Below are 22591 nucleotides of genomic sequence, written 5' to 3' on the forward strand. Positions count from 1 at the left end.
TTCAGGTTCCGGGGTCGGCAGCAGGCGGCGGCCGGCGCGCGCTGCCGCGCGGCCCGGCGATGCGCCGCTGCCATTCAAGGACGAAGACGAAGAAGACGGGCACGAAGAACACGGCCAGCACCGTGCCGCTGACCATGCCGCCGAACACGCCCGTGCCGATGGCGTGCTGGGTCTCGGCGCTGGCGCCCGATGCCAGCATCAGCGGCACCACGCCCAGCGCAAAGGCCAGCGAGGTCATGAGGATGGGCCGCAGCCGCAGGCGTGCGGCCTTGATGGCGGCCTCGCGCAGGTCCTGGCCTTCCTCGCGCAGTTGCTTGGCGAACTCCACGATCAGGATGGCGTTCTTGGCCGACAGGCCGATGATGGTAATCAGCCCCACCTTGAAGAACACATCGTTGGGCATGCCGCGCAGCAGCACGGCCGCCACGGCGCCCAGCAGGCCCAGGGGCACGACCAGCATCACCGACAGCGGGATGGACCAGCTCTCGTACAGCGCGGCCAGCACCAGGAAGACCACCAGCATGGACAGGGCCATGAGCAGCGGCGCCTGCGCGGCCGACTGGCGCTCCTGCAGCGACTGGCCGGTCCAGGCCACGGCAAAGCCGGGCGGCAGCTGGGCCGCCAGCCGCTCCATCTCGGCCATGGCCGCGCCGCTGGACGTGCCGGGCGCAGGCGTGCCCGAGATGCGCGACGCCAGGAAGCCCTGGTAGCGCACCAGCTGCAGCGGCGTCTCCGACCACACTGGCGTGGCGAACTCGGCCAGCGGCACCATGCCGCCCGAGGCATTGCGCACGTTCAGCCGGAGCACGTCATCGACCTGCATGCGCGCGGGCGCGTCGGCCTGCACGATGACCTGCTGCATGCGTCCGGCGTTGGGGAAGTCGTTGACGTACAGCGAGCCCATGGCCGTGGACAGCGTCTCGCTGATGGCGGCAAAGCCCACGCCCAGGGCCTGGGCCTTCTGGCGGTCGATCTCCAGCCGCACGCTGGTGCCCGAAGGCAGGCTGTCCTGGTAGGCCGAGCCCAGCACGCTGCTGCTGCCGGCCAGCGCCAGCAACTGGTCGGTGGCCGACTTGAGCGCGGCATGGCCCTGGCCCGTGCGGTCCTGCAGGTACATGGTGAAGCCCGAGGAGGTGCCCAGCTCGTCGATGGCCGGGGGCTGCAGCACCATGATGGCGCCCTCGGGCGCATGCTCCATGGCCTTTTGCGCGAGCGAGACCTCCTCGCCCGCCGTGGCGCCGTTGCGCTGGTCCCAGTCCTTGAGCGTGGTGAAGGCCATGGCCGCGTTCGGGCCCGAGCCCGCGAAGCTGAAGCCCAGCACCGAGATGCTGGAGGCGATGCCGGGGCGCTGCGCCACATGCTCCTCATAGCGCTTGACCACGTCCAGCGTGCGCTCGGCCGTGGCATCGGCCGGCAGCTGGATGGACGCCATGAAGTAGCCCTGGTCCTCCTCGGGCAGAAAGGCCGAGGGCAGCTGGCGCAGCGCAAACACCAGGATGGCCACGATGGCCGCGAACAGCAGCATCATGCGGCCCGTGCGCCGGACCAGGCCCGTGACATGGGCCTCGTAGCGGTTCGTCAGCCGCTCGAAGCCGCGGTTGAACCAGCCGAAGAAGCCCTTCTTCTCATGGTGGCCCGCCGCCACCGGCTTGAGCAAGGTGGCGCACAGCGCCGGTGTCAGGCTCAGGGCCAGGAAGGCCGAGAACAGGATGGACACGGCCATGGACAGCGTGAACTGCTGGTAGATCACGCCCACCGATCCGCTGGCGAACGCCATGGGAATGAACACCGCCGTCAGCACCAGGGTGATGCCGATGATGGCGCCCGTGATCTCCTTCATGGCCTTGAGCGTGGCATCGCGCGGCGACAGGCCTTCCTCGGCCATGAGGCGCTCCACGTTCTCGACCACGACGATGGCGTCGTCCACGATGATGCCGATGGCCAGCACCATGCCGAACATGGTCAGCACGTTGATGGAAAAGCCCGCCACCAGCATCACGGCGAAGGTGCCCAGCAGCGCCACGGGCGCCACGATGGCCGGGATCAGCGTGTAGCGCAGGTTCTGCAGGAACAGGTACATCACCAGGAAGACCAGCACCATGGCCTCGACCAGGGTCTGCACCACCTTCTCGATGGAGATCTTGACGAAGGGCGCGGTATTGAACGAGATGGTGTGCTCCATGCCCCTCGGCAGGATGGAGGCCAGCTCGGCCATGCGCTTTTGCACGGCGGCGGCCGTGCGCACGGCATTGGCGCCCGGCGACAGCTGCACGGCGGCGCTGGTGGCGGGCTTGCCATCCTCGCGGTTGGAGAAGGCATAGGACTGCGCACCCAGCTCCACGCGCGCCACGTCGCCCAGCACCAGGCGGGAGCCGTCGGCATGGGCGCGCAGCACGATGGCCGCGAACTGCTCGGGCGAGGTCAGCTGGCCCTGCACGGTGAGCGGCGTGGTCACGCGCTGGCCCGGGGCGATGGGCGCATCGCCCACACGGCCCGGGGCGATCTGCATGTTCTGCTGCTGGATGGCCTGGGTGAGGTCGCCCATGGACAGCCCGTAGGAGATCAGCTTGGCCGGATCGACCCAGACGCGCATGGCGCGCTCGGTGCCGAACAGCTGCACGCGGCCCACGCCCTCGATGCGCCGCAGCTCCTCGACGATATTGCGCGCCATGTAGTCATTGAGTGCCAGCTCGTCGAACTCGCCGCCCGGCGAGATCAGGCCCACCAGCAGCAGAAAGCTCGACGTGGCCGACTCCACCTGCAGGCCGTTCTGGCGCACGGCCTGCGGCAGGCGCGGCTCCACGGCCTTGATGCGGTTTTGCACATCCACCTGGGCCAGCTCGGGGTTGGTGCCGGGCTTGAAGGTGGCCTTGATCTCGGCCGAGCCCGAGGTGTCCACCGAGGACTCGAAGTACAGCAGGTGGCGGACGCTGGACAGCTCGCGCTCGATCAGCGAGACCACGGAGTCATTGAGCGTCTTGGGCGTGGCGCCCGGATAGGTGGCATACAGGCTCACCGTGGGCGGCGCCACCGTGGGATAGCGCGAGATCGGCAATTGCGGAATGGCAAGCACGCCCAGCAGCACGATGAACAACGCGATGACCCAGGCAAAGACGGGCCGGTGAATGAAGAACTGTGGCATGGACGCGAGGTCTGGTTTTCAATGCACGCCAGGGCGCGCTGCGGAAAAAATACGGCGCCTGGCGCCGACACATCTGAGGGGCCATCCGGATGCAAATCCAGATTGCCAGGAGGCATGGGGATGGAGGAAACTCCTGCCGGTGCGGCTTCGGCCTGCGGCGTGTTGCCGCCAGGGCCATTCATCCATGGAGCCGCTGCAAAGCTAACAGCTCTCCCACCCGCTCATACGGCATTGCCGCTGTGACTTCATATTCAGGGATTTGTTTCGCATGCCGGCCAATTGCGGCGGCACAGGGAAACAGCTTGCGTTCTTTCGATGGCATTTCGGCCCGGGAAATGTGGAAGAACGATGGAGATGAACACAGCCCCCGCCGCGACCCCAAAATGGCTTCTATCATTGCCCAGCCCTTGCCTTTCCAGCCATCGACATCGCTCATCCTCGTCGCCGAGGACGAGCCCGAGATCGCAGACATCCTGTGCGCCTACCTGGCCCGCAGCGACCTGCGCACCGTGCATGCCGCCGATGGCCAGCAGGCCCTTGAACTGCACCACCACTTGAAACCCGATCTCGTTCTTCTCGACGTGCAGATGCCACGCCTCGACGGCTGGCAGGTGCTGTCCGAAATCCGCCGGCGCGGCGACACGCCCGTCATCATGCTCACCGCCCTCAACCAGGACGTGGACAAGCTCATCGGCCTGCGCATTGGCGCGGACGACTACGTGGGCAAGCCCTTCAACGCGGCCGAGGTCGTGGCGCGCGTGCAGGCCGTGCTGCGCCGCTGCGGCCAGGCCCAGCGCCGCGATACCAAGCTGCTGCAGGCCGGCCCCTTTCGCGTGGACCTGGACAGCCGCGAGGTCAGCGTGCAGGTGCAGGGCGCCACGCATGTGCCCGAACTCACCGTGACCGAATTCAACCTGCTGGCCAGCCTGGTGCGTTCGCCCCGACGCGTGTTCAGCCGCGCCGAGCTGCTGCTGAGCTGCCTGCCCGAAGGCCACACGCTGGAGCGCACCGTGGACAGCCACATCAGCAAGCTGCGCAAGAAACTCGAAGGCCTGGGCCTGCAGGGCATGCCCGACAGCGTGCGCAGCGTGGGCTACCGGCTGGGGATGGACCCATGAGCGCCGCACAGGCCGCAGGCCGGGGAGTGCCGTCATGAGCGCAGCGGCCGGGCTGCGCCGGCAGGTGGTGCTGACCATGTCGGCCGTCACGCTGGCCGTGGTGGTGCTGTGCGTGCTGGGCTCGTACGCCTTCTATGCGCTGCTGCTGACCTTTCACCCGGCCAGTGTCTCCGACGGCTGGATGCCCTCCAGCGTGGAGCTGGCCTGGGTGCTGCTGACCCTGGTGGTGGCCATGCTGATCGCCATCTTCGTGGCCACGCGGCTGTCGCGGCGCATCCTGCCCTCGCTGGACTCGGTGGCCATCAGCCTGCGCCAGCTGGCCGAGGGCGACCTGTCGGCGCGCGCCAGCACGGACGACAGCGCGCTGCACGAGGCCGCGCAGCTGGTGCACGACTTCAACAGCCTGGCCCGGCGCCTGGAAGGCATGGCGCAGGAGCGCGCCTTCTGGAGCGCGGCCATCGCCCATGAGCTGCGCACGCCCGTGACCATCCTCAGCGGGCGGCTGCAGGGCCTGTCCGATGGCGTCTTCCTGCCCAGCAAGGACATGCTGGCCAGCCTGATGACCCAGGTCGAGGGGCTGACCCGCCTGATCGACGACCTGCGCCTGCTGGGCCTGCAGGAAAACGGCCATCTGCAACTGCAGCTGCGCCAGACCTGCCTGGCCGGCGAGGTGCGCTCGGTGGCCCTGGCCGTGGGACCGGCGCTGGAGCAGGCGGGCCTGCAGCTGGCGATGGAGCTCGACGACCAGCCCGTGGTCTGCGACCCCGTGCGCATACGCCAGGCCCTGCTGGCCCTGCTGGAAAACGCCATGCAATATGCCCAGCCGGGCCCGCTGCTGGTGGCCGCGCGCGTGCGCCACGGCCTGTGCACCGTGCGCGTGGAAGACAGCGGCCCCGGCGTGGCGGCCGACCTTGCGCCGCGCATCTTCGACGCTTTCCAGCGCGGTGAAGGCGCCCGCAGCCGAAGGAATGCCAGCGTGGGAGCAGGCAACGGCAGCGGACTGGGCCTGGCCGTGGTGCAGGCCATTGCCCAGGCCCATGGCGGGCGGGCGCAGTGCCTGCCGGGCGAGCGTGGCGGCGCGCTGTTCGAGCTGAGCTGGCCGGCCTGACCTCGTCAGAGCCGCAGATCAGCCTGCGAAATCATCGGCCCGCACATGGCGTGCGTCCCAGGCGGCGGCCAGCGCAGCGGCCCGGCCCAGGCGCACGCGGCCCGATTCAAAGTCCACGATGCCCGCCTCCTGCGCCGCCGCAGGCCGCGCAGGCCGCTCGCGCGTGCGGCCGTCGGTAAGCAGCCACAGCCAGCCCTGGCAGGAGGCGTCTGCGCCGCAATGGCGCTGCAGCAACTGGCCCGCCTGTTCCACGGCCGCCTGCAGCGGCGTGCCGCCGCCCCCGCCAATGGGAGCGATCCAGTCGTCATTCCAGGCCGCAGCCTTGCGCGGCGGCAGGCGCAATTCCACGCGCGTGCCCGCAAAGCAGATCAGCGCCACCTGCTCGCGGCGGCGGTAGGCCTCTTCCATCAGCGACAGCAGCACGCCCTTGGCCCGCGCCAGTGCGCCGCTGCCGGCCATGGAGGCCGAGCAATCGAGCACAAAGCAATGCAGCCGCGTGGCCTGCGGCGGCTCACGGCGGCGCTGCAGATGTTCGGGCGCCAGCGCCTGGGCGCCGCGCGCGGCCAGCGTGCGCGGCCAGTCCCAGCTGCCGGTGGCCTGCCCGCCTTGCGCCTGGGCCAGCCGGGGCTGGCTGGCGGCCTGCTGGCCCGCCCCCGCAGCCCTTGCCTGTGGCGCGGGGCCGCGGGGGCTCAGGCTTTTTTTGTGGCGGGCGCTCCCGCCTTTGCGGCCTCGCGGGCCAGCAATGAGGGCACGGCGACACGCAGCAGGCCCACGGGCTCGGGCGGCATGGCGCCCCAGTCGGCCTCGGAGGGCGGGCTGTCGCCTGCGCCGTTGGCCGTGGATTCCGCAGGCGGCCGGCTTTGTGCCGGCGACTGCGAAGGCGGATTCGATGGCGCCTGCTGTGGGGATGGCTGCTGCGGCTGCTGCGGCTGCGGCGCCCCCGGCTTGCGGCGGTGCACCAGCACCAGCTCGGCCACGGCCTGCACATGGTCGGGCGTGACCTCGGCATCGCCCAGCCAGGCGGCCCAGGCGCGGGCGGCGCGCAGGAGCACCAGGTCGGCGCGCAGGCCGTCCACCTGGGCGGCAATGCACAGCGCGCCTGCGGCCTGCAGCACCGCGTCGGACCAGGGCAGCGCGCCGGCCGGCTGCAGGCGCTCGCGTGCCGTGCGCAGCTGGGCTGCCAGCGCGGCCTGGGCGTCTGCATGGCGGGCGCGGAAGGCGGCCGGGTCGGCATCGAACAGCAGCCGCGCGCGCACGATGGCCTGGCGCTGGGCCGCATCCTCCACATTGGCCAGGCGCACGCACAGGCCCAGGCGGTCCAGCAGCTGCGGGCGCAGCTGGCCTTCCTCGGGGTTCATGGTGCCCACCAGCACGAAGCGCGCCGCGTGGCGGTGCGAGATGCCGTCGCGCTCGACCACGTTGACGCCGCTGGCGGCGGCATCCAGCAGCACATCGACCAGGGCATCGGGCAGCAGGTTGATCTCGTCCACATAGAGCACGCCGCCATGGGCGCGCGCCAGCAGGCCGGGCGCGAATTTGAGTGCATGGCCGGCCATGGCCTGGCCCAGGTCCAGCGAGCCGGCCAGATGCTCCAGCGAGGCGCCCAGCGGCAGCGTGACGAAGGGCGCGGCATCGATGAGCTCGGCCAGCGCGCGCGCGGCCGTGGACTTGGCCGTGCCGCGCGGCCCCTCGATCAGCACGCCGCCCAGTTGCGGGTCGATGGCGGCCAGCAGCAGCGCCTGGCACAGCAGGGGCTGGCCCGCGATGGCGGCAAAGGGAAACAGCGGCGGCAGCGCGGGCTGGGCGCCGCTGCCCAGGTCAGGGGAGGCGGTCATCCGCGCAGTCCTTCGAGATGGTTTTCATGTTCCAGCAGCAGGTCTTCCAGCTGCTGGCGATAGTCGCCGGGCTGCTCCCACAGGCCGCGCTGCATGGCTTCGAGCAGGCGCTCCAGCATGTCGCGCAGGGCCTGCGGATTGTGCTGCACGAGAAAGTCGCGCGTGGCCGCATCCAGCACATAGGCGTCGGCCACCAGGGCGTACTGGTGGTCGCCCACCTGCTGCGTGGTGGCGTCGAAGCCGAAGAGATAGTCCACCGTGGCCGCCATCTCGAAGGCGCCCTTGTAGCCGTGGCGCTTGGCGCCGTCCATCCACTTGGGATTGGTGACGCGCGAGCGCACCACGCGCGCAATCTCTTCCTTGAGCGAGCGCACGCGCGGCTGGGCCGGGTTGGCGTGGTCGCCATGGTAGAGCGCGGGCTGGCGGCCCGAGAGGTGGCGCACGGCCGAGGCCATGCCGCCCTGGAACTGGAAGTAGTCGCCCGAGTCGAGGATGTCGTGCTCGCGGCTGTCCTGGTTGTGGGCCACCACGTCGAGCTCGCCCAGGCGGCGGCGCAGCGCATCGCCTGCGGGCACGCCCTCGGCGTCCTGGCCGTAGGCGTGCTGGCTCCAGCCCAGGTAGGCCTGGGCCAGGTCGGCATCGCCCTGCCAATCACCGCTCTGGAACAGTCCGCCCAGGCCCGATCCATAGTGGCCGGGCGGCGCGCCGAACACGCGCCAGCCGGCCTGCAGGCGGGCCTGCACGGCGTCCATGCCCTGCGCCTGCAGCTGCTCGGCCTCGGCCAGGATGCGCGCGCGTATGGGGTTGTCCTCGGCGTCCTCGTCCAGCGCGGCCACGGCCTGCACGGCCGCGTCGAACATCTGCACGGCGCCCGGGAAGGCATCGCGGAAAAAGCCCGAGATGCGCAGCGTCACATCCACGCGCGGCCGGCCCATGCCCACGCGCGGCACCACCTCGAAGTCCACCACGCGCTGGCTGCCGGGCGCCCATTTGGGGCGCACCCCGATCAGCGCAAAGGCCTGGGCGATGTCGTCGCCGCCCGTGCGCATGGTGGCCGTGCCCCAGACCGACAGGCCCAGGGTGCGCGGGTACTCGCCATGCTCCTGCAGATAGCGCTCCAGCAGCCTGAGCGTGGCCTGCTGGCCCAGCTCCCAGGCAGCCTGGGTGGGAATGGCGCGCGTGTCCAGCGTGTAGAAATTGCGCCCCGTGGGCAGCACGTCGGGCCGCCCGCGCGAGGGCGATCCGCTGGGCCCGGGCGGCACGAAGCGGCCCTGCAGGCCGCGCAGCAGCTGGCGCAGTTCCTCGCCGCCGCAGGCGTCCAGCGCGGGCGCCAGTACGGCATGCACCTGTTCCAGCGCGGCGCGCGTCTGCGGCCAGTCACCGGCCGGGGCCTCACCTTCCAGCAGTTGCTGGGCCAGCAGCTCCAGGCGCTCGCGCGTGTCGCCTTCATGGCGCCAGGGCTCGTCGCTCACGGCCTGCAGTGCGGCGGGGCGCGCGCCGGCCCAGGGGCGTGCGGGCTCCATGCGCAGCGGGTCGAACCCGGGGCTGTCCAGCAGGTCGGCGGCCAGCGCCTGTATCAGGCCCTGGCCTTCGTCCGACGGAAAACGCGCCAGCGCCAGCAGCGTGTCGCGGCGCTGGCGCCCTTGCGGCGAGGCGCCGAAGACATGCAGGCCGTCGCGGATCTGGGTTTCCTTGAGCTCGCACAGGTAGGCGTCTATGCGTTCGAGCACGGCATCGTCGTCCTGCGCGGCACCGGGCGCCAGGTCCAGCTCCTGGTCCAGGTGCTGGCGGCGCACGATGTCCAGGATCTGGCGGCGCAGCAGCGCGCCGCGCCGCGCATCGACCAGCAACGCGTCGTAGTACTCGTCCACCAGGCGCTCCAGGTCCTGCAGCGGGCCGTGGTTTTCGGCGCGCGTCAGCGGCGGCATCAGGTGGTCGATGATCACGGCCTGGCTGCGGCGCTTGGCCTGGGCGCCTTCGCCGGGATCGTTGACGATGAAGGGGTACAGGTGCGGCAGCGGGCCCAGGATGGCATCGGGCCAGCACGCGCCCGACAGCGCCAGGCTCTTGCCCGGCAGCCATTCGAGGTTGCCATGCTTGCCCACGTGGACCATGGCGTCCACGGCAAAGCGGTCGCGCAGCCAGAAGTAGAAGGCCAGGTAGCCGTGGGGCGGCACCAGTTCGGCATCGTGGTAGCTCGCATAGTCCTGCGCGCCCATGCCTTTACCGACCAATGCACGCGCCGGCTGTATGCCGACAAAGACATGGCCCAGGCGCAGGCCCGCGATCATGAATCGGCCCTGGCGCAGCAGCGGGTCGGCCTCGGGCGCGCCCCAGCGCGCCGTGATGGCGTCGGCCATGCCGTCCGGCAGCGCGGCCAGGCGCGCCAGGTACTCGTCCAGCGCATAGCTTTGCCAGGCCGGGCGCAGCGGCCACTGGGCCGGGTCGTTGGCAATGCCCTGCTGCAGGGTGTGCATCAGCGCCTGGCCATCGGCGGGCAGCTGCGCGGGGTCGCCCAGCTCATGCCCTTCGGCCGCCAGGTGCTGCAGGATGGCGATCACCGAGGCCGGCGTATCCAGCCCCACGCCGCTGCCGATGCGGCCTTCGCTGCCCGGATAGTTGGCCAGCACCAGGGCCAGGCGCTTGTCGCGCGCGGGCAGGCTGCGCAGGCGGCACCAGCGCCAGGCCAGGTCGGCCACGAAGTCCACGCGGTCGGGCTCGGGCTGGTAGGCCACCACGTCGGCCTGGGTGAAGGCGCAGCGGTGGGACAGGCCCTTGAAGCTGATGGCGCGCGTGATGATGCGGCCATCCATCTCGGGCAGCACCACCTGCATGGCGATGTCGCGCGGGCGCAGGCCCTGGCTGTCGGCCCACCAGTCCTCGCGGTTGCCGCCGCTGGCGATCACCTGCAGCACGGGCGCATCGCCAGCCAGGGCCGTGCCCGATTCCAGGGCCGAGAACGCCGTGGTGTTGAGCACCAGCTGCACGGCATGGTCTTCGCAGAGCTGGCGCAGCGTGGCCAGGCACAGCGGGTCCTTGAGCGAGTCCAGCGCCACGGGCAGCGGGTTCATGCCGCGCTGCTGCAGCGACAGGGCCATGGCGTCGAAGGCCGCCGTGTTGCCCGCCAGCAGGTGGGAGCGGTAGAACACCAGGGCCACCGTGGGCGCGCCCGGCGTCCAGGCGCGCTGCAGGTCGTCGATGCCGGCCACGTCATGGGCATGGACCTGGGCCTGGACCTGGGCATGGCTCCTGGCAGCGAAGAGCGCCGGGGGAACGTGGACAGCCGCCTGCGGCAGGGTGCGCGGCGGCAGCGGCGCATCGCCCCGGTCCAGCCCGTGGTAGACGGTGGCCTTGAGGAATTCGCGCGCATTGGCCGCGCCGCCCGAGCGCAGGTACTGCCACAGCTGGCGGCAGGCGGCGGCCGGCAGCGTGCTGCGCGCCAGCAGGTGCGGGTCTTCCTGCAGGTCACCCGAGAACATGGCCAGGCGCTGGCCCTTGCGGCGCGCCAGCGAGCCGATCTGCTCGATGCCGTAGGGCCAGGCCGATTCCGAGCCCAGGTGGTCCACGATGACCACGCGCGCATGGCGCAGCACCTCGTCCACATACAGGTCCAGCGAGGCCGGCTGGCGCAGGTACAGCAGATTGGCCAGCCGCACCGAGGGAAAGTCCGCCGACGCCCCGGCAAGCGCGGCCACGGCCGAGGACAGCAGGGCCAGCGTGGTGTCGGCCGAGCTCAGGATGACGATGTCGGCCGGCGTCTGGTCGAGGCGGGTGACGATGCTCTCGTCCTCGACAAAGCCGCCGGGGCGCGTGGACAGCAGGTGCATGGAACAGGTTTCAGTGCGGAATCGGAAGGTCAGGCGGCCACATTCTCCAGGCCCTTGCGCAGCGCTGCTTCGTCAAGGTCTTGCCCGATGAACACCAGGCGCGTGCCGCGTGCCTCGCCCTCGCGCCAGGCGCGGTCGAAGTGGTGGTCGAAGCGGCGGCCCACGCCCTGCAGCAGCCAGCGCATGGGCTTGCCCGGGATCTCGGCAAAGCCCTTGACGCGCAGGATGCTGTGCTGCTCCACCAGCGTCTCCAGCGCGGCCAGCAGGCGGTCGCGGTCCACGGCGGGCAGGTCGATCACGTAGGAGTCGAAGTCGTCGTGGTCATGGTCCTCGTCGTGGTCATGGTGGCTCACTCGCTGGTCGATGGTGGTCTCGGCCGCCTTGGCCAGGCCCAGCACCACGTCCAGCGGCAGGCGGCCCTGGGACGATTGCACGATCTTGACCTCGGGCGGCAGCTCCTCGCGCACCAGGGCGGTCACGCGCGCCAGGGCCTCGGCATCGGCCAGGTCGGTCTTGTTGAGCACCACCAGGTCGGCCGCGCCCAGCTGGTCCTCGAAGAGTTCGTGCAGCGGCGATTCATGGTCCAGGTTGGGGTCGGCACGGCGCAGCTCGTCCACGGCCTGGGGATTGGCGGCGAACTGGCCGCTGGCGGCCGCCGGCGTATCCACCACGGTGACCACCGCGTCCACGGTGAACACGTTGGCGATCTCGGGCCACTGGAAGGCCTGGACCAGGGGCTTGGGCAGGGCCAGGCCCGAGGTCTCGATGATCACGGCGTCGATCTGGTCGCGGCGCTCGGCCAGCGCGCGCATCACGGGGAAGAACTCTTCCTGCACCGTGCAGCACATGCAGCCGTTGGCCAGCTCGTACAGCGCGCCTTCGCGCTCGTTGCCGTCGTCGTCGCAGCCGATGCCGCAGCCCTTGAGGATCTCGCCGTCGATGCCCAGCTCGCCGAACTCGTTGACGATGACGGCAATGCGCCGGCCGCCCGCGTTGTCCAGGATGTGGCGCAGCAGCGTGGTCTTGCCGCTGCCCAGGAAGCCGGTGACGATGGTGGCGGGAATCTTGGCGGTTTGCATGGAAGGTTCTCCAGAAAAAAGAGGAAGTCAGACGGTGGCGAAAGGCACGGCGCTGCGCAATGAAGGGAGAACCTCCTGCGCAAACAGTTCCATGCCGGCGAGGGCCTGGGCATCGCTCCACAGGCCGTTGGCGTTGAAGACGCAGCGCAGCTGGCCAATGCCCGTGCGCTCGCGCAAGGCGGTGATCTGCGCATGGCACTGTTCGGGCGTGCCATGGATGAATTGCTCGGCCAGCACGCGCGGCACATCGATGGGCAGCACCTGGTCGGCCGGCACGCCGCGCTTGCCCGCAAAGTACACGCGCCGCTGGTACAGCTGCGGCCACAGCGTGGCCAGCTGGGCCTGCACGGCGGCCTCATCGGCACCGATGCAGACATAGCGCGCCAGCGATGAGCGCGCACGCAGCGCGGCGGCATCGCGCCCGCGCTCTCGTGCAGCGGCCTCCAGGCGCTCCAGCTGCGTGCCTTCGGGCGGCTCCAGGCTCAGCAGCAGGGGCAGATTCTGATCGAAGGCAAAGCCCAGGGTCTCAGCCGTGGAGCCGGCCACATACAAGGGAGGATGCGGACGCTGCACGGTCGAAGGCAGGGCGGGCCGGTCCTCGAAGCGCCACGGCCCCTGCCCCGCTGCGATGGGCCTGCCGGACAGCGCCTCCACCAGGATGCGGCAGGACTGCTCGAAGCGTTCGCGCGTGCAGTCCGCATCGATCTGCAGGGCGCGCAGCGCGGCCGGCTCCGTGCCCCGGCCCACGCCCACGTCGATGCGGCCGGCGCTTTGCAGGTCCAGCTGGGCAATCTCCTCGGCCAGCATCAGCGGATGGTGCAGCGGCAGCACCAGCACCGAGGTGCCCACGCGCAGCCGCTCGGTGCGCGCCAGCACGGCGGCGGCCAGCAACAGGGGCGAGGGATAGGGCCAGGCGGTATCGGGCACGCGGAATTCGTTGAACCACACGCCCTGGAAACCCAGGCGCTCGGCGCGCTCGAACAGCGCCAGGAATGCACGGTGGTCGCCGCGCGTGGCGTCGCGCGTCCAGCCGGCCAGATCGATGCGCATGGGGTCAGTTCTCCTGTTTCAGCCGCGCGCGCAGCAAGGTTTGCGGAGGTGCGTCGATGCGCTCGAAATCCACGCCGAACACGGCATCCAGCCCCGGCGCATGCAGCAGCTCGGCAGGGGCTCCATCGAGCGCAATGCGCCCCTGGTCCAGCACGATGACGCGCCCGAAGTGCGCCAGCGCCAGGTCCAGGTCATGCATGACCACCAGCACCAGCCGCTCGCGCCCGCGCTGCGCCAGCGCCTGCACCAGGGCCAGGCGGTGGCGCACGTCCAGCGCGGCGCCGGGCTCGTCGGCCAGCAGCACGGGCGGGTCGATGGCCAGCACGGTGGCCAGCAGGGCACGCGCCTGCTCGCCGCCCGACAGCGTGGACCAGCGCCTGCGCGTGAAATCCTGCAGCCCGGCGCCTGCAATGGCCGCCTCGACATCACCCCGGCCCGCCAGCCGCATGTGCATGAGCTCGGCCAGCGTCAGGTCCCAGTGCGGCGCAAAGCGCTGCGGCATGTAGCCCACGCGGCGTGCGCGCTCGGCCACGGGCAGGGTTGCAATGTCTTGCCCGTCCAGCAGCACGCTGCCGGATGCAGGCGCCTGCAGCCCCGCCAGCAGGGACAGCAGGCTGGACTTGCCCGCGCCATTGGGCCCCACCAGGGCCACGGCGCCGCAGGGGGCAGCTGCAGCGAGACGGCGTCCAGCACGCTGCGGCCACGATGGCGCAGCGTGAGGGACCGGGCTTGCAGGCGTGGCACGGCGTCGTCCATGGCTTGATCGTTCATGCGGACCTCAGCCTGCGCGCCAGCAGCACGATGAAAAAGGGCCCGCCGGCCACGGCCGTGACCAGGCCCAGCGGGATCTCGGCCGGCGGCAGCACGCTGCGCGCAATGGCATCGGCCAGCGTGACGATGATGGCGCCCGTGAGCGCCGACGCCGGCAGGGCCGCGCGGTGCAGCGGTCCCGCCATCCAGCGCGCGATGTGCGGCGCAGCCAGGCCCACGAAGGCCACCAGCCCGCCATAGGCCACGGCCACGGCCACCACCAGCGAGCCGGCCAGCACGGCCAGCGGCGTGAAGCGCGCCACGTCCAGGCCGAAGCCCTGGGCCGCATCGGCACCCAGGCCCAGCAGGTCCAGCCCGCGCGCCAGCGCCATGGCCCCGGCCAGGCAGGCCAGGGAGGCACCGGCCAGCAGGCCCAGGCCGCTCCAGGACGGCGTCTGTATGCCGCCCAGCACCCAGCTGAGCACCACCTGCAGGCTCACCGTCTCATCGGACAGCGCCAGCATCAGGAACGAGCGCAGCGCGCCCAGCACGGCCGCCAGCGCCACGCCGGCCAGCAGCATGCCGGCCGCATCGGTGGCACCGGCCACGCGCGAGACGGCCAGCACCAGCATGGTCGAACCCCAGGCGCCCGCAAAGGCCAGCACGGGCAGCGTCCAGGCCTGGGGCAGGCCGAACAATAGATGCATGGGAACCAGCAGGGCGACAGTCGCCCCCAGCGCCGCGCCGCCCGAGGCGCCCAGCAGATAGGGCTCGGCCAGCGGATTGCGGAACACGCCCTGGAAGATGGCGCCCGACAGGCCCAGCAGCGCGCCCACCAGGGCGGCTGCCAGCACGCGCGGCACGCGCCACTGCAGCAGCAGCCGGCTGCGCAGGCTGTCTTCGCCGCCCAGCGCGGCCAGCAGGTCGGCCGGGCTGGCCCACTGGTGGCCTGCGCAGGCGGCGATCAGCAAGCTGGCCAGCAGCAGCAGGACCGCACCGGCCCAGGGGCGCCACGCAGGTGGATGTGAAAGGGAATTCATGCGGCCTCCCCGGCCCAGGCCGCAGGGTGCAGCCAGCGCGAGAGCTTTTCCACGCCGCCAAAGGTGCGCGGCCCGGGAATCAGGAACTCGGCGCGCGCCACCGTGGTGGCCCGGCCGCCGCGCACGGCACGCAGGTCGCGCCAGCCGCGCTGGCCGATCAGGTCCTGCATGGCCTCCTGCGTGCCTGCGAACAGCAGCACGTCGGGGTCGGCGGCCAGCACGGCTTCGGGCGAGACCTGGGGCACGGTGCCCAGGCCGTCCAGCGCGAACGCGGCGCCCGCGCGCACCATGGCCTCGCCGGTATAGGTGCCAGGGCGTGCCGCCAGCAGCATGCCGTTGCCCAGCCGGCCCGTGACCATGAGAGCGCGCGGCCGGGGCTGGCCGGCCACCTGCCGGTCCACGCGCAGCAGCCGCGCTTCCTGCGCCAGGGCCAGCGCCTGGCCGCGCGCCTGCACGCCCGTGGCGCGGGCCACCAGGCGCAGGTTGTCCATCACCTCGGCCAGCGAGCGGCTGAGCAGCACCATCACCGGCACGCCGATGCGCTCCATGGGATCGACCAGCTGGTGCGCCGCCTGGCGCGCGGGCGTGACGATGACCAGGTCCGGCTGGCGTGCCACCACGGCGTCCACCGAGAACCCCAGCCGCCCGCCCACCTTGGGAATGCGCTCCACGCCCGGTGGAAAGCGCGTGAAATCCTCCACGCCCACCACGCGGTCCAGCAGGCCCAGCGCGGCCACCAGCTCGGTATTGGAGGCAAAGATGGAGACGATGCGCTGCGGCGGCGCGGCAATCTCCACGCGCCGGCCCAGCGCATCCTGCAGCACCACCGGACCGCCTGCAGCGACGGTGTCGGCCCAGGCCGCGGGCAGGCCGCAGGCCAGGGCCGCCGCCGCGCCCTGGCGCAACAACTGGCGGCGCGTGGTGCTGGATTGCCTCATGCCATGGTCCTCAAAACTCTGCCTGGAGGCCGACCATGAGTTCGCGCCCGGCCATCGACGTTCCGCAGCCGCCGTTCTGGTACGCCGGGTTGGCGATGCAGGGCGCGCGGTCCAGCGCGATGAAGATGGGATGGCGGTTCAGGTCGAACAGGTTGTTAACGGCTGCGAACAGCTTGACGCCGCGCGACACGCGGTAGTCGGCACGCAGGTTCCAGATGGTGAAGGCGCCCTTGCGGTGGATGAAGGTGCTGCTGGGCTCGCCCTGCGGGATGAGCAGCGCCTCTTCCGTGTCGTACCACATGGGACCGCGCAGCAGCGTGGACAGCTGCAGGCTCCAGTCGCCCTGCAGCCGCCCGCTGCCCTGGCCGTAGCGCACGCCGGCCGAGGCCTCATAGCGGTACATGCGCTGCACCTTGTCGGTATTGGCCGACGCTGGCGATCCCTTGTCCCGCATGCTGAAGTGGTAGTAGCCGCCAGCCCAGGCCTTGAGCTGGTGGCCCGTCAGGTTCAGCGCCCGCGCCAGGTCCATGTCGGCCTGCATTTCCAGGCCGCGCGCCACGATGTCGGCCGCGTTGTTGGCGTAGTCCGAGGTATTGGTCGTGGCCCCGCGCGAGACGGTGATGATGCGGTCGCTGATGGTGTTCTGGAACAGGGCCGCATCCACGCGCCAGCCGGGCTGCTGCAGCGCGGCGCCGACCTCGATCTGGCGGCTGGTCTCGGGCTTGAGGTTGGGGTTGCCGAAGGTGCGGCCACCGCCGACGGCCGTGAAGTCCGAAGCCAGCTCCGTGGCCGTGGGCGCGCGGAAACCCGTGGAGGCCGCAGCGCGCAGCGTGAGCCGGTCCGTGGCCTTCCAGGTGGCGCCGGCCGACCAGGTGTGGTTGTCGTAGTCGCGCGTGCTGGCCTGGGCCAGGGCCAGGTTGGGCGTCTCGTCGAAACGCGTCGTGCCCCAGGTCTTGCGCAGGCCGGCACGCAGGGTCAGGCGGTCGTCGAACAGGGTCTGCGCGTCCTCGAAGTACAGCGCGTGCACCTGCTCGGTCTGGTTGTTGTCGTAGGGCGCGACCTGGCCCGCCGGGCCGCCCGGCATGGCCACGCGCAGGCGATCGGAGCGCAGCTTGCTGCGCTCCCAGTCAAAGCCCATCAGCAGGTCATTGGTCTGGCTGACACGCAGGCGCGGCTGAAAGCGCAGGCCCGTGGCGTCCAGCTGGCGGTGGTTGTAGTCGCGCGCCGTGCCGGGCACCGCGCTGTTGCCCGAGCGGATCACGGGCGATGCCCAGTTGAACTCATCGGTATCGACCAGGCTGTAGAGGTGGGTCGTCCAGCTCAGGCGCTGGCCGGGCAGTGCACCTTCGTAGGTCAGGTCCAGCGAGCGGTTGCTGCGGTTGTCGCGGCTGTAGATGTTGGCGCCCGATCCGCGAAAGCCCGCGTTGTAGATGCCGTCCGTGCGCAGCTGCAGCTCCACGCGGTGCAGCTCGTGCAGCTGCCAGCCCAGGGCGCCGCTGGCGCCGCGCCGCTTCCAGCCCGTGTTCTCCATGCGCGTGCCGCCGTCGCCCGACTCGTAGTCGCCGCGCCCGCCTGCGCTCACGCCGAAGTACCAGTCGAAGCGGTCATTGGCGCCGGCCGTCTGCGCATCGGTGCGCCACAGGTCCCATGAACCGGCCTGAACCTGGGCACGCGTGCCGGGCGCCGTCGCCCCGGTTTTCATGATGATGTTGACCACCCCGCCCATGGCCTGGCTGCCATAGATCACAGAGGACGGGCCGCGCACGATCTCGATGCGCTCCACATCCGAGGGGCTGAGCTTGGACAGGTTGGCCGTGCCCGCGCGCCGGCCGTTGACCAGCACCAGCACCTGGCTGCGGAAGTCGCGCCCCTGGCCGTCGGTGGAGGCGCCGCGCAGGTTCATCGAGGTCTGGGCCGCCGTCCATTCGCTGAGAAAGCCCACGGCGTTCTCGGCCAGCAGGTCGGTGACCGAGCGCGCGCTGGAGCGCTCTATGGCCTCGCGGTCGATGGTCTGCGTGGTGCCCGCGATGCGGCTGCGCACCTCGGGCCGCGCGGTGGCGGTCACGAAGACGGCGTCCAGCGCATCGTCGGCGGAGTCCGTGGATCGGCCCGAGGCCGGCTCCTGCGCGGCGCCGGCCGCTGCAGCGCAGCTGGCCAGCAGGACGGCGGCCGCTACGGGCCGCAGGCTGGAGACAAGAGGGAGAACAGAGAGAAGGCCGGAGGAATCGGCGGCCGAGGAAGCGAAGCGCATGCGTTGAACCCAACTGCCCCACTCACCCGCGGGGCCTATCGTCTGAACCACGCCGCACAGCGCGCACGCCGGAGCCGGCCACGGCAGCGCAGGCTGGGGCCGGACCGGACAGGCGCACTCCCGCGGCGTCCGAAAGCAATGCAGAAGGCCGGTATCCGGGCTTGCGGAACGCTGCGGCGCGCAGGGTGGGCGCGCTGCGGCAGGCATCCCCGCCTTCCCATGCCCGAGAAGGACACAGTGGCTTGCGGCGCGTGGTTTGTGGGGCGTCCGCGTGGGGAGTTGTATTCCGCTGACCGTTGCGGGGGCAGCGCAGGCATTGCGAGCGGCCACCTCGATGGCATCGCGCACCTGCTTCCCGTTGAACCCCTGGCCGGTGAACGGCATGGGGCACCTTCAGCAACAGCGCACCGCCACGGCCCAGGGGCTGCGGCGGTGCGCCAGCGGCGGATTATCGCCCAGCCCAGAAGCCCGGCACCCGGGCCAGCGCCCGCAGCGCGCGGCGGCTGCTGCGCGCGCTGGTGGCCAGGCGGGCCTGCAGGTAGCCGGCGGCGAACCAGGCGCGCGGATCCGTGGCGGCCTCGTCACGAAAATGCTCGGCCGCCACGGCCATGTCGTTGTGCAGGCCCAGCGCGTCCTGGGCGGGCACCAGCGCCTCGGCAAAGCACCGGCCCTTTTTGCCGGGCCACATTCCGGGCGCGAATTCCCGGGCAAAGTCCGCCAGGTAGCGCAGGCGCTTGAGCCGCTTGCGCACGCGGTGCTGCTGCGCCAGCGGCAGGCGGTCGAAGTGCAGGCCGTCGCGCAGCACCTGGCGGTGCAGGCGCGCCAGCCGCCGTGCCAGGTACTTGCGCGTGCCTGCGGCGGACAGGTGGGCAAAACGGGCCGATGGCTCTGCCTGCGGCGCCTGCGCCAGCGCCTGGATCTCGGCCAGCGCGTGCAGGAATGGCGGCTCGCGCACGGCAGCGGCTGCATCCGCCTGCACGGCCTGCGGCGCCTGCCACTCGCACAGGGGCGCATGGGCGGCCTGCAGCAGCGGGCGCACCACATCGGCCAACGTATCGGCATCGCGCAGCATGCCCAGCTGCGCAAAGGCCTGGGCCAGGGGTTCATCCCATTCGGCGCGCATGCCAGGCGCCAGCCCTGCGCACTCACGCAGCACGGTGCGCAGGCGCCGCAAGGCCACGCGCAGCTGGTGGATGGTCTCGGCATCGCTGCCACCGCCCTCCAAAACCGCCAGATGCGACTGCACCTGGGCCAGGGCAGCAGTCAGCGCCGCACGCACAAAGCCGGCCGCATCGGGCCGGTCAGGGTGCTGCTTCGCAGGGGTGGACATGGTCAGGCAAGGAGATGTGTACGTTGCCGACGATTGTGGGCGCAGCCCCGCGCCAGGGTCAATCCATGGTCAATCGGCGCCCTCCCCGCTCAGGCTGTGCAGCGCGGGCCGGGCAATGCGCACATAGTCGGCCGAGTCCAGCACGATGGAGCGGTCCAGCCGGCCCGCGTTGAAGGCGATCTCGCCAAAGCGCTCGACCAGGGCCGGGTCCACCACCAGGCGCACCTGCGGGTTGAAGGAGAACGGCGGCACCGATCCCATCACGCAGCCCGTGGCGGCCTGGGCCTCCTCGGGCGAGGCCAGCGTGGCCTTGCGCACGCCCACGGCCTGGGCCAGGCGCTTGAAGTCCAGCTTGCGGTCGCCGGGCAGCACGGCCAGGAACAGCTGGGGATCGCCCGCACCGGCCGCATCGCGGCTCTTGCAGAGCATGGCCTTGGCGCCCTGGCCGGGGGCGGTGCCCCGGATTTCGGCGACCAGGTCGGAGCGGCCTTCGGCCGGATGTTCCAGCACGCGAAAACGCGCGCCCTGGGATTGCAGCAGGTCTACAAGGGTGTCGAACATGGTGGAAAGCGCAGAGAAGTCGTCTGGATTTTGACATTTTGTCCAATTCAAAACAAAATGTCCAATATGACCCAACGAACCCCTGAACAGCGCCAGCTTCTGGACCAGTTGGCCCAGATCGCCGAAGGCCTGGGCCAGACCTTTGCCCCGTTCTGCGAGGTGGTGGTGCATGACCTGCTCGACCCGTCCCATGCGGTGCTGGCCATCCACAACAACCTGTCGGGCCGCGAAGTGGGCCAGGGCGCGACGGAGCTGGGCCTGGCCCGCATCCTCGACCCCGGCTACGAGCAGGTCATCGCCAACTACCCCAACCAGTTCGCCGATGGCCGCCAGGCCAAGAGCACGTCCATCGGCATCCGCGACTCCGAGGGCCGCTACATCGCCGCGCTGTGCATGAATGTGGACCTGACGATGTTCCAGGGCTTCCAGGGCATGCTCAACCGCTTTGCCGCCGTCAGCGGCGACACCCCCGCGCGCGAAATGCTGGACCCCACGGGCGCCGGCGCAGGCGCCGACACGGTGCGTGCCCGCATCGACCAGTTCGCGGCCCGCCTGGCGACCACGCCGCGCGCCCTCAAGCCCGAGGAGCGCCGCGCCCTGGTTCGCGAACTCAAGGGCGCCGGCCTGCTCGATGTGCGCCGCTCCATGGAGACCATTGCCGCCCACCTGGGCGTGTCGCGCGCCACGGTCTACAGCTACGCCAAGTAGCTCCCGGCACCCCGCCGATCTGCAACCCCTTCTCTCCCGTACCGATGACAAGCCTTCCCACCTATGACGACGTGGCCGCAGCGGCCCAACGCATCCAGGGCCATGCCCACCGCACGCCCGTGCTCACCTCGCGCACGCTGGACGATGCGCTGGGCGCCCGCGTCTTTCTCAAGTGCGAGAACCTGCAGCGCATGGGCGCCTTCAAGTTCCGCGGTGCTTTCAACGCCCTGTCTCGCTTCAGCCCGGCGCAGCGCAAGGCCGGCGTGGTGGCGTTTTCCTCGGGCAACCACGCCCAGGCCATCGCCCTGGCAGCGCGGCTGCTGGAGATCCCCGCCACCATCGTCATGCCGCATGACGCGCCCGCCGCCAAGGTGGCGGCCACCAAGGGCTATGGCGGCCAGGTGGTGGTCTACGACCGCTATACCGAAGACCGCGAGCAGATCGGCCGCGACCTGGCCGAGCGCCACGGCCTGACCCTGATCCCGCCCTACGACCATGCCGACGTGCTGGCCGGCCAGGGCACGGCCGCCAAGGAACTGTTCGAGGAAACCGGCCCGCTGGACGCCCTCTTCGTGCCGCTAGGCGGCGGCGGCCTGCTGTCGGGCACCGCCCTGTCCACGCGTGCGCTCAGCCCCGACTGCGCGCTCTACGGCGTGGAGCCAGAGGCCGGCAACGACGGCCAGCAGTCGCTGCGCGCGGGCCGCATCGTCCACATCGAAACGCCCAAGACCATTGCCGACGGCGCCCAGACCCAGCACCTGGGCGGCATCACCTTCCCCATCATCCAGCGCGACGTGACCGACATCCTCACCGCCAGCGATGCCGAGCTGGTCGATGCCATGGGCTTCCTGGCCACGCGCATGAAGCTCGTGGTCGAGCCCACCGGCTGCCTGGGCCTGGCCGCCGCGCGCCAGAAAGGCGAAGAGCTGCGCGGCCAGCGCGTGGGCATCATCCTCAGCGGCGGCAATGTGGACATGCAGCGCTTTTGCAGCCTGCTGGGCGCCTGATCCTGGTCCTGATCGAAGGCCGCCCTCACCCGCGCGGGCTGAAAGTGCGCGGAAACACCACGGGCGCGCTGCGGTCGGCCAGGCGGTAGCCCATGGCCGGGCGGCGTGACGTGCCCTCCACCTGGCCGGCCTCGACCAGAAAGCCGGCCGCCATCATGCGCGTGCGAAAACCGCTCTTGTCCACAGGGCGGCCCAGCACCACTTCGTAGGCCTGCTGCAGCTGTGGCAGCGTGAAGGGCTCGGGCAGCAGAAAGGCCGGCAGCGAGGTGTATTCCACCTTGCTCCGCAGCCGCTCCACCGCTGCGCGCAGGATCTCGCCGTGGTCGAAGGCCAGCGCAGGCTCGCGCAGCAGTTCATCGACGGCAAACCACGACACATCGGCCGCATTCGCGCCCTTGGCCAGGATCAGGTCGTGCCCCGGGATCAGCGCGAAATACACATGCGTGGCCGACCAGCCACGCGGGTCGCGCGCCGCGCCGCCCCAGCTTCCCAGCTGCTCCAGGTAGGGGCTGTCCACGCCCGTCTTGTCCAGCAGCTTGCGCCGCGCGCAGGCCAGCAGGTCCGCGTCCTGGCGCACATCCACAAAGCCGCCGGGCAGCGCCCACAGCCCCGGGAAGGGCTCGCTGCCCGCCGTGGGGCGCTGCACCAGCAGCACCTGCAGGGCATCGTCTGCCACCGTGAAGATGACCACGTCCACCGTGGTGAACGGGCGCGGGAAGTCCAGCGCGCCCTGCGGGGATGGGGAATTTTTTTCAGCCATGGGATGGATTGTGCTTGACGTGCCGAATTTTAAGTTGCACTATGCAACCCATACAAGTTGCACAGAGCAACTTAAAGGAGAAGCACC

At 70.8% G+C, this 22591-nt stretch carries 17 protein-coding genes and 1 riboswitch; of the genes, 4 read left to right on the forward strand and 13 right to left on the reverse strand.

Annotated elements, in window-relative coordinates; all coding sequences use genetic code 11:
* Window position 1 precedes the first annotated feature (1 nt).
* Window positions 2-3142, reverse strand: a complete 3141-nt coding sequence (locus CLV01_RS27320; RefSeq protein ID WP_043823907.1) for an efflux RND transporter permease subunit — start codon at window positions 3140-3142, stop codon at window positions 2-4.
* Between the two features lie 383 nt (window positions 3143-3525).
* Here CLV01_RS27320 and CLV01_RS27325 point away from each other — a divergent pair, with 383 nt between their 5' ends.
* Window positions 3526-4260 carry a response regulator gene (locus tag CLV01_RS27325; RefSeq protein WP_175403331.1) on the forward strand — a complete coding sequence of 245 codons (735 nt, stop codon included), beginning with the start codon at window positions 3526-3528 and terminating at the stop codon, window positions 4258-4260.
* Between the two features lie 34 nt (window positions 4261-4294).
* The gene (locus CLV01_RS27330) at window positions 4295-5368 is read left to right on the forward strand and encodes an ATP-binding protein (protein WP_013800609.1); all 1074 of its coding nucleotides are present in this window, start codon (window positions 4295-4297) and stop codon (window positions 5366-5368) included.
* Between the two features lie 18 nt (window positions 5369-5386).
* Here the strand turns inward: CLV01_RS27330 and CLV01_RS27335 are convergent, their stop codons facing one another.
* The 11 genes from CLV01_RS27335 to CLV01_RS27385 all read right to left on the reverse strand — a co-directional run bounded on the left by CLV01_RS27335 (window position 5387) and on the right by CLV01_RS27385 (window position 20029).
* On the reverse strand, window positions 5387-5848 hold the full coding sequence (locus CLV01_RS27335) for a vWA domain-containing protein (protein WP_082848303.1): 462 nt from the start codon (window positions 5846-5848) through the stop codon (window positions 5387-5389).
* Between the two features lie 209 nt (window positions 5849-6057).
* On the reverse strand, window positions 6058-7203 hold the full coding sequence (locus CLV01_RS27340) for an ATP-binding protein (protein ID WP_099732770.1): 1146 nt from the start codon (window positions 7201-7203) through the stop codon (window positions 6058-6060).
* On the reverse strand, window positions 7200-11030 hold the full coding sequence (gene cobN / locus CLV01_RS27345) for a cobaltochelatase subunit CobN (protein WP_099732769.1): 3831 nt from the start codon (window positions 11028-11030) through the stop codon (window positions 7200-7202). The genes CLV01_RS27340 and cobN overlap by 4 nt, the downstream gene beginning before the upstream one ends.
* Window positions 11031-11059: 29 nt before the next feature.
* A complete protein-coding gene (gene cobW / locus CLV01_RS27350) occupies window positions 11060-12109 on the reverse strand; it encodes a cobalamin biosynthesis protein CobW (protein ID WP_047327818.1) in 1050 nt (349 codons plus the stop codon).
* Between the two features lie 27 nt (window positions 12110-12136).
* Complete coding sequence (locus CLV01_RS27355) at window positions 12137-13159, reverse strand: LLM class flavin-dependent oxidoreductase (RefSeq protein ID WP_099732768.1); 1023 nt, start codon at window positions 13157-13159, stop codon at window positions 12137-12139.
* A 4-nt stretch (window positions 13160-13163) separates the two neighbouring features.
* Window positions 13164-13811 carry an ABC transporter ATP-binding protein gene (locus CLV01_RS27360; RefSeq protein ID WP_257221534.1) on the reverse strand — a complete coding sequence of 216 codons (648 nt, stop codon included), beginning with the start codon at window positions 13809-13811 and terminating at the stop codon, window positions 13164-13166.
* Window positions 13812-13926: 115 nt separating this feature from the next.
* Complete coding sequence (locus CLV01_RS27365; RefSeq protein WP_065348091.1) at window positions 13927-14949, reverse strand: FecCD family ABC transporter permease; 1023 nt, start codon at window positions 14947-14949, stop codon at window positions 13927-13929.
* Window positions 14946-15887, reverse strand: a complete 942-nt coding sequence (locus tag CLV01_RS27370) for an ABC transporter substrate-binding protein (protein WP_097201331.1) — start codon at window positions 15885-15887, stop codon at window positions 14946-14948. The genes CLV01_RS27365 and CLV01_RS27370 overlap by 4 nt, the downstream gene beginning before the upstream one ends.
* Window positions 15888-15897: 10 nt before the next feature.
* Window positions 15898-18138 carry a TonB-dependent receptor gene (locus CLV01_RS27375; protein WP_099732766.1) on the reverse strand — a complete coding sequence of 747 codons (2241 nt, stop codon included), beginning with the start codon at window positions 18136-18138 and terminating at the stop codon, window positions 15898-15900.
* Between the two features lie 129 nt (window positions 18139-18267).
* A riboswitch (cobalamin riboswitch) is annotated at window positions 18268-18548 on the reverse strand.
* Window positions 18549-18586: 38 nt separating this feature from the next.
* Window positions 18587-19468 (reverse strand): CHAD domain-containing protein, encoded by an 882-nt coding sequence (locus CLV01_RS27380; RefSeq protein WP_099732765.1) that lies wholly within the window; start codon window positions 19466-19468, stop codon window positions 18587-18589.
* 69 nt (window positions 19469-19537) lie between these two features.
* Window positions 19538-20029, reverse strand: a complete 492-nt coding sequence (locus CLV01_RS27385) for a YbaK/prolyl-tRNA synthetase associated domain-containing protein (RefSeq protein WP_012207551.1) — start codon at window positions 20027-20029, stop codon at window positions 19538-19540.
* A gap of 66 nt (window positions 20030-20095) precedes the next feature.
* Here CLV01_RS27385 and CLV01_RS27390 point away from each other — a divergent pair, with 66 nt between their 5' ends.
* On the forward strand, window positions 20096-20737 hold the full coding sequence (locus tag CLV01_RS27390) for a helix-turn-helix transcriptional regulator (RefSeq protein ID WP_013800599.1): 642 nt from the start codon (window positions 20096-20098) through the stop codon (window positions 20735-20737).
* A gap of 44 nt (window positions 20738-20781) precedes the next feature.
* Entirely contained in the window at window positions 20782-21744 is a 963-nt protein-coding gene (locus CLV01_RS27395; protein ID WP_099732764.1) for a threo-3-hydroxy-L-aspartate ammonia-lyase, read from the forward strand.
* A gap of 25 nt (window positions 21745-21769) precedes the next feature.
* Here CLV01_RS27395 and CLV01_RS27400 read toward each other — a convergent pair whose 3' ends face one another.
* Entirely contained in the window at window positions 21770-22504 is a 735-nt protein-coding gene (locus CLV01_RS27400) for an NUDIX hydrolase (RefSeq protein WP_099732763.1), read from the reverse strand.
* Between the last annotated feature and the right edge of the window lie 87 nt (window positions 22505-22591).

This window comes from Delftia sp. 60 (assembly GCF_002754395.1).
GTDB classification, from domain to species: Bacteria; Pseudomonadota; Gammaproteobacteria; order Burkholderiales; family Burkholderiaceae_C; genus Comamonas; species Comamonas acidovorans.

Bases quoted from the DNA above. Each gene is read 5' to 3' on its own strand.
- CLV01_RS27395 (WP_099732764.1), top strand. From the start codon at position 20,782: ATGACAAGCCTTCCCACCTATGACGACGTGGCCGCAGCGGCCCAACGC.
- CLV01_RS27340 (WP_099732770.1), bottom strand. From the start codon at position 7,203: ATGACCGCCTCCCCTGACCTGGGCAGCGGCGCCCAGCCCGCGCTGCCG.
- CLV01_RS27330 (WP_013800609.1), top strand. From the start codon at position 4,295: ATGAGCGCAGCGGCCGGGCTGCGCCGGCAGGTGGTGCTGACCATGTCG.
- CLV01_RS27375 (WP_099732766.1), bottom strand. From the start codon at position 18,138: ATGCGCTTCGCTTCCTCGGCCGCCGATTCCTCCGGCCTTCTCTCTGTT.
- CLV01_RS27355 (WP_099732768.1), bottom strand. From the start codon at position 13,159: ATGCGCATCGATCTGGCCGGCTGGACGCGCGACGCCACGCGCGGCGAC.
- CLV01_RS27370 (WP_097201331.1), bottom strand. From the start codon at position 15,887: ATGAGGCAATCCAGCACCACGCGCCGCCAGTTGTTGCGCCAGGGCGCG.
- cobW (WP_047327818.1), bottom strand. From the start codon at position 12,109: ATGCAAACCGCCAAGATTCCCGCCACCATCGTCACCGGCTTCCTGGGC.
- CLV01_RS27320 (WP_043823907.1), bottom strand. From the start codon at position 3,142: ATGCCACAGTTCTTCATTCACCGGCCCGTCTTTGCCTGGGTCATCGCG.
- CLV01_RS27400 (WP_099732763.1), bottom strand. From the start codon at position 22,504: ATGGCTGAAAAAAATTCCCCATCCCCGCAGGGCGCGCTGGACTTCCCG.
- CLV01_RS27365 (WP_065348091.1), bottom strand. From the start codon at position 14,949: ATGAATTCCCTTTCACATCCACCTGCGTGGCGCCCCTGGGCCGGTGCG.
- cobN (WP_099732769.1), bottom strand. From the start codon at position 11,030: ATGCACCTGCTGTCCACGCGCCCCGGCGGCTTTGTCGAGGACGAGAGC.
- CLV01_RS27385 (WP_012207551.1), bottom strand. From the start codon at position 20,029: ATGTTCGACACCCTTGTAGACCTGCTGCAATCCCAGGGCGCGCGTTTT.
- CLV01_RS27380 (WP_099732765.1), bottom strand. From the start codon at position 19,468: ATGTCCACCCCTGCGAAGCAGCACCCTGACCGGCCCGATGCGGCCGGC.
- CLV01_RS27390 (WP_013800599.1), top strand. From the start codon at position 20,096: ATGACCCAACGAACCCCTGAACAGCGCCAGCTTCTGGACCAGTTGGCC.
- CLV01_RS27325 (WP_175403331.1), top strand. From the start codon at position 3,526: ATGGCTTCTATCATTGCCCAGCCCTTGCCTTTCCAGCCATCGACATCG.